This is a genomic window from Rufibacter soli, from assembly GCF_054781795.1.
In genome coordinates, this window is sequence record NZ_BAAGTS010000005.1 from 279,336 (window position 1) to 293,260 (window position 13,925).

12 protein-coding genes are annotated in these 13,925 nt (G+C 52.8%); 4 read left to right on the top strand and 8 right to left on the bottom strand.

Features of this window, described 5'->3' with window-relative positions; genetic code table 11:
- Positions 1 to 3: 3 nt before the first annotated feature.
- Positions 4 to 1,572 carry a glycerol-3-phosphate dehydrogenase/oxidase gene (locus ACYVJQ_RS15730; protein ID WP_460894619.1) on the bottom strand — a complete coding sequence of 523 codons (1,569 nt, stop codon included), beginning with the start codon at positions 1,570 to 1,572 and terminating at the stop codon, positions 4 to 6.
- A gap of 673 nt (positions 1,573 to 2,245) precedes the next feature.
- Here ACYVJQ_RS15730 and agaR point away from each other — a divergent pair.
- Positions 2,246 to 3,010: a transcriptional repressor AgaR gene (gene agaR, locus ACYVJQ_RS15735; protein WP_460894066.1), complete on the top strand. Its 765-nt coding sequence runs from the start codon at positions 2,246 to 2,248 to the stop codon at positions 3,008 to 3,010.
- Positions 3,011 to 3,064: 54 nt separating this feature from the next.
- On the opposite strand, the gene ACYVJQ_RS15740 is transcribed toward agaR, so the two are convergent.
- Positions 3,065 to 4,000: a hydrogen peroxide-inducible genes activator gene (locus tag ACYVJQ_RS15740; RefSeq protein WP_460894067.1), complete on the bottom strand. Its 936-nt coding sequence runs from the start codon at positions 3,998 to 4,000 to the stop codon at positions 3,065 to 3,067.
- 358 nt (positions 4,001 to 4,358) lie between these two features.
- On the opposite strand from ACYVJQ_RS15740, the gene ACYVJQ_RS15745 reads away from it, so the two are divergent.
- The 3 genes from ACYVJQ_RS15745 to ACYVJQ_RS15755 all read left to right on the top strand — a co-directional run bounded on the left by ACYVJQ_RS15745 (position 4,359) and on the right by ACYVJQ_RS15755 (position 6,439).
- Positions 4,359 to 4,835, top strand: coding sequence for a Dps family protein (locus ACYVJQ_RS15745; protein ID WP_460894068.1), 477 nt, complete (start codon positions 4,359 to 4,361; stop codon positions 4,833 to 4,835).
- A 45-nt stretch (positions 4,836 to 4,880) separates the two neighbouring features.
- The gene (locus ACYVJQ_RS15750; RefSeq protein ID WP_460894069.1) at positions 4,881 to 5,438 is read left to right on the top strand and encodes a peroxiredoxin; all 558 of its coding nucleotides are present in this window, start codon (positions 4,881 to 4,883) and stop codon (positions 5,436 to 5,438) included.
- Between the two features lie 416 nt (positions 5,439 to 5,854).
- Entirely contained in the window at positions 5,855 to 6,439 is a 585-nt protein-coding gene (locus tag ACYVJQ_RS15755) for a carboxymuconolactone decarboxylase family protein (protein WP_460894070.1), read from the top strand.
- A 263-nt stretch (positions 6,440 to 6,702) separates the two neighbouring features.
- Here ACYVJQ_RS15755 and rny read toward each other — a convergent pair whose 3' ends face one another.
- The 6 genes from rny to radC all read right to left on the bottom strand — a co-directional run bounded on the left by rny (position 6,703) and on the right by radC (position 13,901).
- Positions 6,703 to 8,295 (bottom strand): ribonuclease Y, encoded by a 1,593-nt coding sequence (gene rny, locus ACYVJQ_RS15760; RefSeq protein WP_460894071.1) that lies wholly within the window; start codon positions 8,293 to 8,295, stop codon positions 6,703 to 6,705.
- A 66-nt stretch (positions 8,296 to 8,361) separates the two neighbouring features.
- On the bottom strand, positions 8,362 to 8,652 hold the full coding sequence (locus ACYVJQ_RS15765; RefSeq protein WP_048921547.1) for a cell division protein ZapA: 291 nt from the start codon (positions 8,650 to 8,652) through the stop codon (positions 8,362 to 8,364).
- Positions 8,653 to 8,830: 178 nt separating this feature from the next.
- Positions 8,831 to 9,127: a hypothetical protein gene (locus tag ACYVJQ_RS15770; RefSeq protein ID WP_460894072.1), complete on the bottom strand. Its 297-nt coding sequence runs from the start codon at positions 9,125 to 9,127 to the stop codon at positions 8,831 to 8,833.
- A gap of 1 nt (position 9,128) precedes the next feature.
- A complete protein-coding gene (gene pheT / locus ACYVJQ_RS15775) occupies positions 9,129 to 11,543 on the bottom strand; it encodes a phenylalanine--tRNA ligase subunit beta (protein ID WP_460894073.1) in 2,415 nt (804 codons plus the stop codon).
- Between the two features lie 606 nt (positions 11,544 to 12,149).
- On the bottom strand, positions 12,150 to 12,761 hold the full coding sequence (locus ACYVJQ_RS15780; RefSeq protein WP_460894074.1) for a DUF1684 domain-containing protein: 612 nt from the start codon (positions 12,759 to 12,761) through the stop codon (positions 12,150 to 12,152).
- A gap of 435 nt (positions 12,762 to 13,196) precedes the next feature.
- Positions 13,197 to 13,901 carry a RadC family protein gene (radC, locus tag ACYVJQ_RS15785; RefSeq protein ID WP_460894075.1) on the bottom strand — a complete coding sequence of 235 codons (705 nt, stop codon included), beginning with the start codon at positions 13,899 to 13,901 and terminating at the stop codon, positions 13,197 to 13,199.
- Between the last annotated feature and the right edge of the window lie 24 nt (positions 13,902 to 13,925).

Genomic DNA, 13,925 nt, shown 5'->3' on the forward strand with positions numbered 1-13,925 from the left:
AGCTTAGTTCTTGTAGCTGAGGTGAGCGTTGGAGGCGGCAAAGGTTGCCGCGGGTTTGTAAGGCTCCAGCAGGTAATGCGCCGCCAAAGTGTTAAAGTCCAGGACCTGCTGTTGCTGCCAGGCTTCATTATGCCCTAATTCTGCGGCCATTAGCTGGGCTACCTGAGGGGCCATGTCCATGGCGGCGCGGGCATCCAGGAAAAGAACCCGCATGCGGCGGGCCAACACGTCTTCCACGGTGCGGGCCATCTCATTCCGGACTGCCCAGATCACCTCGGCGGCAATGTTAGGAAAACGGGCGTGCAGCTTCTGGGCAAGTTCAGGGAATTGAGCGGCCAGTTCTTTGATGTACTCTTTGTCTGTGCCGTAAATACTAAAGTGCTCGGTCTTTTTCTGCGCGGTGGCGTACCCATGTATCTTAAGGCTGGCAGTAACGCAGGGCTTAGCCGGTACCTGCCCTAGTTCAATGGCTTTGTCCACGGTGTCTTCGGCCATTTTGCGGTAGGTGGTCCACTTGCCGCCGGTAATGGTGATCAGGCCAGAAGGCGCGGCCAGCAATTTGTGGCTACGGGAGATCTCTTTGGTGCTGTTGGTATTCTTGGTAGGCGCGGCCAGCGGCCGAAGACCCGCAAAAACGCTTAGCACGTCTTTTCTGGTAGGTTTCTTTATCAGGTACTTGCTAGCGGTTTCCAGAATGAAATCTATTTCCTGCTCCAGGGCCAGGGGCTCCAGGCTGCTTTTGTCTAAGGGGGTATCTGTGGTGCCCACCAGCAGGTGCTTGTGCCACGGAACCACGAAGAGTACGCGCCCGTCTGGGGTTTTGGGAATCATCAAGGCGTTGTCACCTTCCAGGAACGAGCTGTCCAGGACTACGTGCACACCCTGGCTGGGGCGTACCAAGGGCTGTTGGGCCGGGGCGTTCATCTGCAACACCTCGTTTACAAACACCCCGGTGGCGTTCACCACACTTTTTGCTTTAAGTTGGTATTCCTGGCCAGACTCCAGATCACGGGCCTGCACGCCGGCTACCTTGCCGTTGGTGTCTTTGAGCAGGTTCACCACCTGCATGTAATTCAAAAGCACGCCGCCTTGCTCGGCGCAGGTCTGGGCCAGGTTTAGCGCCAGGCGGGCATCGTCAAACTGACCGTCAAAATACTGTACGCCTCCCTTAAGGCCTTTCTCCTGGATATTAGGGAGCAACCGGGCTACCTTCTTGCCGGAGAGAACGTTGGTTTTGTTGAACCGGTAACGGCCGGCCATTAAGTCATATACCGTAAGGCCCACACCGTACATGATCTCATTCCACCAGCTGTAGTTAGGAATCACGAAGGACTGGATGTTGACCAGGTGAGGGGCATTCTGTAGTAACAGGCCGCGCTCATGCAGGGCCTCCAATACTAATTTAATATCGCCTTGCGCCAGGTAGCGTACCCCGCCGTGAACCAGTTTGGTGCTGCGGCTAGAGGTGCCTTTGGCAAAGTCAGACTGCTCCAGTAACAAGGTCTTAAAGCCGCGTGCGGCCGCGTCTAAGGCTACCCCAAGGCCAGTGGCGCCACCGCCAATGACAATCATATCCCATTCCGCCACTCTTTTTACCTCTTCCAGAAAGGAATCTCTCTTAAAGGTCAAATGATTAGATTCTTTTACTTTCACGCCAATTACTTTTAAGCCTTGTTCTGTTTCTATTTATTTCATTTTAAAATTATGTAGTTCAAATAACATAACCAAACGAAATTAAATAAAACAACCCCGGCACGGTTGGTGAATTTGTGAAAATGGCAAAATGTTCCTGAAAATGGACGCCTGCCAGAGCGGTTGCATTCCAATACCAAGCGTAAACCACGGCCCTGAATCTGGTATGCAACTCCTCGCGGGAAATAGAAAAAGGTGGTTATTGAGGCTGATAGTAGGCCCACCTAAATTATTTTCTTCGAAGGGAATAATGAGGTATAAGCAGTTTTAAGGCCGTTTTTTGAAAAGTAGGCCTAAACCAGAGAAGTGTTAAGGAAGTGGAAAAGCATGGCCTTCGCTTTAATCACCTTTTGTAAAAGGCCGTCCTCAATATCTGCCGGTTTCTTGCTAAGGTTATCAAAATAGCTATCTCGTCCTCCTGAGTCTTTTAAGGACGGCTTCCCTGGAAAGAAGAAAAGAAAGGCTTTGTTTCGGGTTGAAAACTTTTAATTTTGTATAAAAGCGAAACACTACCGTTTGTTTTCCTTACGGTCCCATTCCAATACCCTGCACCATGATCAATATAACTGAGCGGCACCAGCATATCCTCACCAAGTTACAGGAGAAAGGACAGGTGCAGGTAATAGATCTATGCGAGGAACTGAGCGTTTCTTCCGTAACCATAAGAAAGGACCTGAAACTGCTGGAAGACAAAGGCCTTTTGTTCAGGACCCACGGCGGTGCCACCCAGAACAATCCCTATACCATTGACCGACCGGTGAATGAGAAGGAGACCATGCAAACCGGTGAGAAGAAACTGATAGGCGCGGCGGCGGCCAAACTGGTGCAGCCCAATGACTCTATTTTAATTGCGTCTGGTACCACCGTTATGGCGCTGGCCAAAAACATTCAGCCGCAGGAAAGCCTCACGGTCATTACCTCGGCGCTGAACGTGGCTATGGAACTGTTGCGCCACCCCGAGGTGGAGGTGCTGCAACTGGGCGGATTGCTCCGGAGAAGCTCTTCCTCGGTGACCGGGCCCTACGCCGAGAGTGTGCTGGCTGATTTTTCCTGCAGTAAGTTGTTTTTGGGCGTAGACGGCATTGACATAGAGTTTGGACTTACCACCACCAACGTGATGGAGGCCCGCCTTAACCGGCAGATGATCAATATCTCCCAGAAAACCATTGTACTGGCAGACTCCTCTAAGTTCGGGCGACGGGGCTTTGGCCGTATCTGCGGGTTTGAGGACATTGACGAGATTATCACCGACAAAGGCATTTCTGAACACACCATTGATACCCTGCGGGGCATGGGCGTGAAGGTGACTATTGTTTAGGAGTAGTTACAACCTGTTTTAAGCACGTTTTTCAGAAAACAGGCTTAAAACAGGTTATTTGATTTTCACCACACGCACCGGGTTTCGTTCGCGCAGGCCGTCTGGCAGGTGCCCCACAATCTCATCGCGCAGCGCTTCAATCAGGCGTTTCTTTAAGAAGCTGCGGTGTACCACCAGGCTTACCTCCCGCAACGGTTGCGGTTCTTCAAAGGGTCTTACCATCGCTTTCTTTTCCTCAGACAGCTCCTGCACCGACAGCTCAGGCAGCAGCGTCATGCCACTCTGGGTTTCCACTATGCGCTTGAGGGTTTCCAGGGAGCCGCTCTCATAGTCCAGGTGCACGTTGCGAGTGCTTTTGGCGCGGTTGCAGAGCTGCAGCACCTGGCTCCGGAAGCAGTGCCCTTCATTCAGTAACCATAAATCAGCCGGCTCAATGGCCTCAGGGGTGATGGTTTTCTGTTTGGCCAGCGGGTGCGAAGGGTGCAGATAGCCTACAAACGCCTCGTAGAAAAGGGGCACCTCCACCATTGTCTTGTCCTGGAGCGGCGTCACCAGCAGTCCCACATCTAACAACTCCAGCCGCAATTTCTCTACAATACTGCTGGTCACCAGTTCCTGGATAATGACGTGCACCTGCGGGTATTTCTGGATAAAGTCGGTGATGAACAGCGGAATCAGGTAGGGCGCCAGGGTAGGGATGACCCCAATCCGAAGCTCACCGCCCAGGCCGTCGCGCTGCACCTTTACCAGTTCCTCAATCTTCTTGAACTCAGCTACCGTGACCCGCGCCTGCAAAATGATCTCCGCGCCCAGCTCGGTAGGGCGCACCGGCACCCGGCTCCGGTCAAACACCTGCACGCCTAGTTCCTCCTCCAGTTTCTGAATCTGCATGCTGAGCGTAGGCTGCGTCACAAAGCATTTCTCGGCGGCGGTGGCGAAGTGGCGGTAAGTGTCAACGGCCAGCAGGTATTCTAATTGGGTAAGGGTCATGGGCAAAGGAGTAAAGTTAAATTCTGTTTTGGGCCTGTTTTAGCGAAAACGGCTCCAAAACAGCTTGATCAAGCCTTTGAAATAAAGCGAAAAGTGGTTTTCCATCCGCAGGGCTATGGGGGGCAATGCCATGATTTGCCTTAAAAACCAGATAAATAGAAAAGGCATGCTTTCCTTCATCTAAGGTTTAGGTCTTTAAAGTCATCGTTAAGCCGTTGCTTCTTATCTAGTTAGGTAAAGGTAATAGATTGTAGTGATAATAGTATAGTAATTATCGATTTGAGTTATAAAATCATTCGGGCCACCTTTGTCGTAAGGTTAGGCAGTGAACCATGAACATCTAACCAAAACCACTACTATGGAAACGCATAATGAATTAGGGCTTGCCCGCAAAGACACCAAAGACCTGGCCATTAAACTTAATGAGTTGTTGGCCAATTACCACGTCTACTACCAGAACCTGCGGGCTTTCCATTGGAATATAAAAGGCGGCAACTTCTTTGCCCTGCACGCCAAGTTTGAGGAACTCTATACTGCGGCCTTTGAGACCATTGATGAAGTGGCCGAGCGCATCTTGACCCTGCGCCACACGCCCATGCACAGCTTCTCAGATTACCTGGCCACCTCTGCGGTGCAGGAAAGAAAGAACCTGACCTCAGACCAGGAGACTGTGGCCGCTACCGTAGAGAACATTGGCCAGATCATTCAGTTGGAGCGCGAGGTGCTGGCCCTGGCCGCCGAACTGGAGGACGAGGGAACCCAGGGACTTATCTCAGATGACCTCAATACCCTGGAGAAAACCCTCTGGATGCTCAACGCCTTCCAGGCCTCCTAAAGCGCCCCGCCTGACCCTTTATTGTTTAACAACCATTTATATACCATGTACCAAAACCGAGTTTTATCTGTTGGGGCGGAATTCCCTGCCTTTTCCAAAAAAGCTGTTGTGTCTTTAGAGAAGGACCAAGAGTTTAGAACCATTACTGAACAAGAGCACCGCGAGAACGGCCAGTGGCTGGTGATGTTCTGGTGGCCCAAGGATTTCACCTTTGTGTGCCCCACTGAGATTGCCGAGTTCAACAAGAACTATGACGAGTTCCGGGACCGTGACACCCAGTTGATTGGGGCCTCCACCGATTCTGAGTTCGTGCACGCCGCCTGGCGCCGCGACCACGACGATCTGCGTGGCCTGCGCTTCCCCATGCTGGCAGATACCTCTAAAACACTAGCCGAAGAGCTGGGCATACTGGACGCTGAAGAAAAAGTAGCTTACCGCGTAACCTATATCGTAGACCCGCAAGGCATCATCCAGTGGGTGAGCGTGAACGGCCTGAGCGTAGGCCGCAACGTAGCCGAGGTGCTGCGCGTGCTGGACGCCCTGCAGACCGACGAGCTGTGCCCTTGCAACTGGAAAAAAGGCGAAGCCACCTTAGCCGTTTAATTTCTTTTAAGTACGCCTGCGGAGGGCCGAAAGCAAAAGTCTGTCACTTTGCGGCCCTCCAACGGTTTACCTTCGGCCACTATCGTAGGTGCAAATGCACCGGCACTTCCCCGCGCAAGTGTCTGCTAGCCTCCTAGCCGTGAAGCCATTTCCCGTTTCGGGCCTATTTTTCAGTAAAGAGCCCCAAAACAGGCCACACCCCACTCTGAACTCAAGACGCAGAAATCAGGACTCCATTTTGGGCGTGCCCCTTTGGGTCGGGCTATGCGCTGCAAGTCCTCGGGCTTCGTGCCTCGCCCTGTGGGCTTTCCGCTGCTATCCCTCACGCAACCGGCTTTTGCCAGCTTTGAAAGTAGTAGTAATCATAGCGAAATAGCCTTTAAAACTATCAGCAATTAACTATCAACAATAAAATTATGCTTTCCGTCATACAAGAAACCCAACAAGATTTCCTGAAAGACCTAGGTCTTTCTGACCAGTCTTTCGCGCGCCTGGACCAACTAGTCACTGGCGACTCCAAATACCTCAGAGACCTGCGCATCAACCTAAAAACCGCGCTGCAGTCTGAGAATGTGACTTCCAAGGAAGCCTACCTGATTGCCCTGTCGGCGGCGGTGAACGAGGAGAACAATACCTTAACTGAGTCTTTCCGCACCCTGGCAGCGTCCCACGGCGCCACTGACGCCGAGCTGGCCGAGGCTGTTGCTGTTACCTCTTTGCTGAGCACCAACAATATCCTCTACCGCTTCAAGCACTTCATGCACACAGACTTCTATGAGTCTGCCGCGCCCAAGGTGAAAATGAACATCATGATGAACCCGGTGACTGGTAAGGAATTCTTTGAACTAGTGAGTCTGGCTATCTCGGCTATAAACGGCTGTGAGCGCTGCGTGACCTCCCATGAAGAATCTGTGCGCAAATTAGGCGCTTCTGAGCAACGAATCTTTGATGCTGTGCGTATTGCCGCCGTGGTGGTGGGCGTGAGCAAGGTGATTAGATAAGTATCTTCTCTACTAATATTTAATATACCCCATTGGCCTGTAAACCGGCAATGGGCCAAGAAACCGCGGTAGGCAACTGTCTATCGCGGTTTTTCTTTTTTGGGCGGTTTTAGGTGATAACCAGTGCTGCATAAGGCAAACACAAGGGATTGCCCTACAAACTAAAACGCCCGTCGCTTTGCAGCAACGGGCGTTTTGAAGGTGTTTTCCAGAAATCAGCCCCAAAACAGGAGTCTAAAATCTAGTATCTATTATCTAACGTCTTATTTAGCGTAAGAAACAGAGCGCATTTCCCGGATCACCGTGATCTTGATCTGGCCAGGGTACTGCATCTCTTTCTCAATCTTCTGGGAGATGTCAAAAGACAGTTGCGAGGCGCGTTCGTCAGTCACGTTATCGGCGTCTACCATTACGCGAAGCTCACGGCCGGCCTGGATGGCGTAGCACTGGTTCACGCCTTCAAAGGAGTGGGCGGTTTCTTCCAGTTCTTTCAGGCGCTTGATGTAAGACTCCATGATCTCGCGGCGGGCACCGGGGCGCGAGCCGGAAATGGCGTCGCAGGACTGGATGATAGGCGAAATCATGGCCGTCATCTCAATCTCGTCGTGGTGAGCACCAATGGCGTTGCACACGTCTGGGTGTTCTTTGTACTGTTGGGCCAGCTGCATACCAATGATAGCGTGCGGCAGTTCGGGCTCCTCGGTGGTTACTTTCCCAATGTCGTGTAACAGTCCGGCGCGTTTGGCGTGTTTCACGTTCAAGCCCAACTCGGCGGCCATGGTGGCGCAAAGGTTGGCTACTTCGCGGGAGTGCTGGAGCAGGTTCTGGCCGTAAGAAGACCTGAAGCGCATGCGGCCCACCATTCTGATCAGTTCAGGGTGCAGGCCGTGAATGCCCAGGTCAATGGCGGTACGCTCGCCAATCTCCACAATCTCCTCGTCAATGCTTTTCTTGGTCTTGGCCACCACTTCCTCAATACGGGCCGGGTGAATCCGTCCGTCTGCCACCAGGCGGTGCAGAGAAAGGCGGGCAATTTCACGTCTTACCGGGTCAAAACCAGAGATGATGATGGCCTCAGGGGTGTCGTCTACAATGATCTCCACACCCGTGGCGGCTTCCAGGGCGCGGATGTTCCGACCCTCACGACCGATGATCTTGCCTTTGATGTCGTCAGACTCAATGTTGAAGATAGAGACGCAGTTCTCAATGGCGTGCTCAGCAGCGGTGCGCTGGATAGTCTCAATCACTACCTTTTTGGCTTCTTTGGTAGCGGTGAGCTTGGCCTCGGCCACTATATCTTTGATATAAGAAGAGGCGCGGGTAGAGGCTTCAGACTTCAGGTTTTCCACCAATTGCTCACGAGCTTCGTCGGCAGACAGGTTGGCAATGCGCTCCAGGCGGCTCAGAATCTCATGGTGGTCTTTTTCTACCTTGGCCTGCTTGTCACGGTACTGGGCCTCCAGGTCTTCCTTGCGCTTGTTAAAGCCTTCCAGTTGCTGGTTGAGCTTGTCTTTGAGAACGTCGGTTTCCTGCTCTTTTTTCTTGAGGTCTTCCTGCTGCTTGGTAATGAACTGCTCGCGCTGCTTTACCTTGGTCTCATTCTGGATGATGATGTTTTTCTTGCGGTTGGCCTCTTCCTCGTGCTCAGCTTTCAGCTTCAGGAAATGCTCCTTGGCTTCCAGCATCTTGTCTTTCTTCTGGCTTTCGGCTTTGGCTTCTGCCTCGCGGATGATGAGTTTGGCGCGTTCCTTGGCCTGGTCTTCCTGCTCTTTGAAGAGCTTGAGGAGAAGCACGCGGCCGGCGTAGAAGCCAATGCCCGCGCCCACCAGCGCTGCTAAAATGATATAAATAGTCATGGCTATAACTTTAAAAAGGTTATGTATAGCAATGACACGTCGCCAAGGGTGGCGGAGCGGATATATTTATCCGAGCTGCAGGGAAGAGAGCAGTTGGTTTAAAGAAGAGAGTTTCTGTTCCAACGTAAGTTGGGTTTCAACGGCGGCGTCTTCCGTCTTTATCTTGTCGGCGGCGGTTTCCAGCGCAATCATGGCCAGCAGATCCTGCTTGTCATGAATCCCGAACTCCTCCCTGAACATTCTCAGGCGCTCGTTCAGAAACTTTCCGGCCTGCCGCAGCCTTTCTTCCTCGTCCTCGTTTACCCGCATCGGATACTCGCGGTCGGCTATCTTGATTCGTATAGATAACTCACTCATGTCCAGATGCTGTTAAATGCTGCCGGGGCGCGTTTGTTTGTTAGAAGGTTGCTCTGCGTGGTACTCAAAAAGGTAAAAATGCCGCATATCAAGCCTTAGGTTCTAAATGGTATAACAGCGTACAAGAGCACGCATAAAGACAGAACAAACAACAATCGCATCCAGACAACCCGTTCTACTATTCCCTTAAATAAGCGATGCACTTGTCAATCTCGCGCAAGTATTCGTTTATTTTTAGCTTCAACTCCGTTGAATTGGTAGTGTCTACTGCTATGGTTTGTACAATTTTACTAATATTATCTTGATTCTGAAAATTTTTTATCTCGGTGTCTTTTTCTAGAATCACTTGCTGCAGGCGCGCAATTTCCTGGTGAGCGGCCTGCAGGCGCTCCTGTCCCGCGTGGTATTGCTGCACCAGCTGGTGCACTTTGTCCTCAATGGCCTGTATCTGGGTAAGGTAGGATTTGTCTGCCATCTTACTTCCGGATTACGGCTCCTAGTTGGTGCTCAAACTGTTGCATGAGGCGGGTCATGGTAGAATCTATCACTTTGTCCGTTAAGGTCTGGTTCTGGTCCTGCAGGGTCACGCTGATGGCGATGGCTTTCTTGCCGGCCTCAATCTTGTCTCCCTCGTAGACGTCAAACACGTTCACGTCTTGCAGCAGCTTGCGCTCTACGCGCTGGGCCACCTGCTTAATCTGGTCAAAAGATACACTTTTTTCTACCACCAATGACAAGTCGCGGCGCACCTCCGGGAATTTAGACAGTTCAGAGAACACCAGCTTGTCTTTGTAGTTGCGCAATAGGTAGTCCCAGTTCAGCTCAGCGTACCACACCTGCTCCTTCACGTCTACCTGCTTGCACACGCTTTCCTTCAGCAGCCCGATGTGGCCTAGGGTCACGTCGCCTTTTTGGTAGGTGACGCCACCCGCCAGATACGGGTGCTCCGTAGGTTTAGTGGTGAAGTTAGGCTGACGGCAAAGCGTGAGCACCTGCTGCACCTGGCCCGCCAGGTCGTGGAAAGAGGCCTTGGCACTTGGCTGCTGCCAGCTTTCGGCGGCGCGGTTGCCGGTCATGAACAAGGCCAGGAAATTGCTCTCCCGGTATTTCTCGCCGTCTTTGCGGTAAGTCTTGCCGATCTCAAAAATCCGGAGGTCGCGCTGGCGGCGGTTAATGTTGTGTCTTAAAACTTCCAGGCCTGAATACACCAGTGTTAGGCGCATAGCGTCCAGGTCCTCTGAGTTGTAGTTCAGGATAGGCACCAGCTCTGCCGGGGTGTTGCCCTCTGCGTCCTTATAGTAATTGGAGTTGGTGAGCGAGTTGGTGATGGTCTCCAGGAACCCGTTGGCCGCCAAGGCATCGGCTATGCGGGCAGTAGTTACCTCTGGATCCGGGTTGGGGAACTTAGCCAGGTAACTGGCCGCTAGGTTCTCGCTAAGGGTAATGTTGTTGTAGCCGTAAATGCGCAGCACCTCTTCCACTACATCGGCCTCACGGGTCACGTCTACTTTATAAGCCGGAATATCCAATAACAGGTCCTCGGCGGTTTCTTCGGCTACGCCGATGCCCAGGTCTGTTAAGATCTCCTTGATTCTGGCTTCGCCGATGTGCTGGCCAATAAGTTGGTGCACCCGTGCGTAGCTGATTTTTATCTGCCGGGGTTGAATGGGAGCGGGGTACACGTCTACAATCTCAGAGGAGATTTCGCCCCCGGCCACTTCTTGAATGAGCAGAGCAGCGCGTTTCAAAGCGGTAAGCACCATCTCAGGGTCAGTGCCCCGCTCGTAGCGGAACGAGGAATCTGTCTTCAGCCCGTGCGTTTGCGAGGTTTTTCTGATGCCGGCGGGGGAGAAGTAGGCGCTTTCCAGGAAGATATTCTGGGTGACCTCGGTTACGCCCGCTTGCAACCCCCCGAATACGCCCGCCAGTACCATCGGTTCCTCAGCGTTGCTGATGGTGAGGTCCTCAGCACGAAGGGTGCGCTCCACGCTGTCCAGGGTGGTGAACTTCGAGCCTTCCGTAGCATTCTTTACAATGATTTTACCGCCCTTGATTTTGGCCGCGTCAAAGGCGTGCAGGGGTTGGCCCAACTCATGCAATACGTAGTTGGTCACGTCTACCACATTGTTGATAGGCGAGAGGCCAATGGCCCGCAGCCGTTGCTGCAGCCACTTGGGCGATTCCTGCACCCTCACGCCCGAGATACTTACCCCGGCGTAGCGCGGGCAGGCCTCTGGGTTCTCAATCTCCACGGAGATAGGCAGGCTGGTGTTGGCTATTTTGAAGCCGCTCAGGTCTGGTAATTGATAAGGCGTCTTGAGTAGGGCCTGTAGGTCGCGGGCCACGCCCAGGTGCGAGGCGGCATCGGCGCGGTTAGGCGTGAGGCCAATCTCAAACACCTCGTCAGAGGCCAGTCCGAAGAACTGGGCCGCTGGGGTACCGTTGGGCAGATCCGTGTCCAGCACCATGATGCCGGAGTGATCATGGCCCAGGCCAATCTCGTCTTCGGCGCAGATCATGCCCTCAGACACGGCGCCTCTTATTTTAGATTTCTTGATTTGGAACGGCTCGCCGCCCGCCGGGTACAGGGTGGCGCCCACGGTGGCAATCACTACTTTCTGGCACGCCGCCACGTTCGCCGCGCCGCATACAATGTGCTTGGGCTCGCCCTCGCCGGTGTCTACGGTGGTCACGCTCAGCTTATCGGCGTCTGGGTGCTTGGCACAAGTAAGTACTTCGCCGATGACCAGGCCCTGCAAGCCGCCGGGCACCGCCTCCACGGTGTCAATGCCTTCTACTTCCAGGCCGGCATCGGTGAGGAGTTTGCCCACTTCTTGGGCGGGTTTATCTATAGCAATTAAGGTTTTGAGCCAGTCAAGGGATATGCGCATGGTGTTGGTTCTCTGTATTTGACGGGTGCGGACATGCCACACCCGAAGCCGTTTACCGGCTACAATTTTCAAAATTACCAAAAACTGGTAAACATGGGTGTAAAGCCGGGATTTTTTGTGGAGAAGAGTAGGGCTTTGGGTGGATTGGTTAAAAAAGCGTTTTGGGGCCGTTTTTCTGAAAACAAGCCCAAAACGCAATAACATGAATTTAACGCAGACTCTCCCCTTGAGGGGAGCGCAGAGGGGTGTTTACACAGGTAAACAACTTTAGAGGAGGTATCGGCACCGACGCTCGCAGGTCCTCCGGACGCTACGAGGTCTTTGGAACAAGCGGTATTACTAAGGTGGACTCTGTTAAATAAGAAGGAATACAAGTTTATCTGGCGCGAGACTTCAGTCTCGCGACGATGGATGAAGTGAGTCTTCAGACTCACCGGGAACCAGGAGCTGAAAGAACTTCAAAAGATATTCCTTGATACGCCATTTCGCGGCGCTTGCCGCGAGGGTAGTCAGGAGACTACCCGAATCCCTAGTCCCGAGTTATAAACTCGCGCCAGTATTTTGAGGTAATTTAATCTCTAACTACTAACAACTAATCACTACCAACTAGTCCTTCTTTGCATACTCCTTCTCCCCAGCCGGGATCTTCACCTTGAGGCGGTTTTCGGCGGGGGGCATGGGGCAGGCGTATTCTGGGTTGTAGGCGCAGAAGGGGTTATAGGCCTTGTTGAAGTCCAGGGTGATGGTCTGGCCGTTGGGGATGGCGTCCAGGTAGCGGCCGCCTCCGTAGGTCTCAAAGCCGTTGGTCTGGTCAGTGAACGGGATGAAGAGGCTGTCTGAGGTGGCGCCGGCCTTTTGGTACAGCGTGAGAGTGTGGGTCTGGCCGTCCAGCTCAAACGAGGCTTTGCCTTTCACGTAGTAGGGCTCCTTGTCGCCGGTGCTCATGGCCATGGCTACGGGTTCGGGGCGCTCTTCTGGGGTGAAATCTGCGGAGATCTCATAATCCCGGGAGGGTTCATAGTATTTCAGGCTGGTGAAGGCGCGGCGTAGGGTGTCGGGTAGGGGAGAGCGGGAAACACTGTGGAAAGTGAGGTCCTTGTTTTCCCGGAACTTCAGCACGGCTTGGTTGTAGCCCTCATCATTAAAAAACAGGTCTTTGAGTAAGTACCCCATAATGAGGAGCACACCAATGATGATAACGTATTTAAATCCTTTCATGAACTAAGCGAGGTTGAGGGCGCAAAGGTCGGAAAGAAATTGATACGATGGGGAAAGAAGCCGTTTCGGGCCTGTTTTTCTAAAAACAGGCCCGAAACACTGTAGCAGCGTTATGGTTGCTGGAGTAAGCATTGCACATCTGCGTCCCCCTTTGAAGGGGGTAGGGGGATGACAAAGCCAGATGAACAGCAGGCGGCTGACTCTTTGGAGAAAGTGAGAATGATTCTCGGGTGCATGAAAATCTACACGAGTAGATCATCCCCCTACCCCTTTCAAAGGGGGACGGAATGCGTGAAAAATTTCTTTCACTCCTGGGGAAAGAAGCCGTTTCAGGCCTGTTTTCCTGAAATCAGCCCTAAAACAGAAAAGGGTAGCCGTCTTGCAGCCACCGCCCTTTCCCAGATAAAACAATTAATAATCAACAATCAACAATTCTTACAAAAGGTCTTCATCCGCGAAGCTGTAATAGCTGCTATCGGTGAAAATAAGGTGGTCCAGGATGGGCAGGTCTAAGACTTTGCCGGCTTCCTGCAGTTTCTTGGTGAGAGAGATATCAGCGGCGCTGGGTTTCAATTGCCCCGAGGGGTGGTTGTGCACCAGAATGATGGCGCTGGCCAGGTTTTCCAGGGCGTGCTTGAAGATGAGCTTGGGGTCTGCCACGGTGCCGGCCACGCCGCCAGTACTGATCTGGATCTTCTTCATGATGGTGTTGGCCCGGTTGAGCAGAATGATCCAGAATTCCTCGTGCGGCAAATCCAGGAGGTGCGGCTTGATGTAGTCGTAGATATCCGTGGAGCAGGTGATGCGGGTTTTTACGGCGGGAGCGGCTTCTTTGCGTCTTCGGCCCAGCTCCAGGGCGGCCACAATAGAGATGGCCTTGGCTTCGCCGATGCCTTTGTGCTTTTGCAGTTCCTTGACCGTGAGGCGGGCCAGGGCGTTGAGGTCATTATCTACGGCAGCCAGGATGAGCTTGGCCACGTCCACGGCGCTGAGCTTGGGCGTGCCCGACCCGATGAGAATGCCAATGAGCTCAGCGTCTGAGAGGGCGGCACGGCCTTTGAGCAGAAGTTTCTCGCGGGGACGGTCTTCCTCGGCCCAGGATTTGATGGAAAGCGGCGCAGGGGCGTAAACAGTTGACATAGAAGATGGTTAATGATAGAGTAT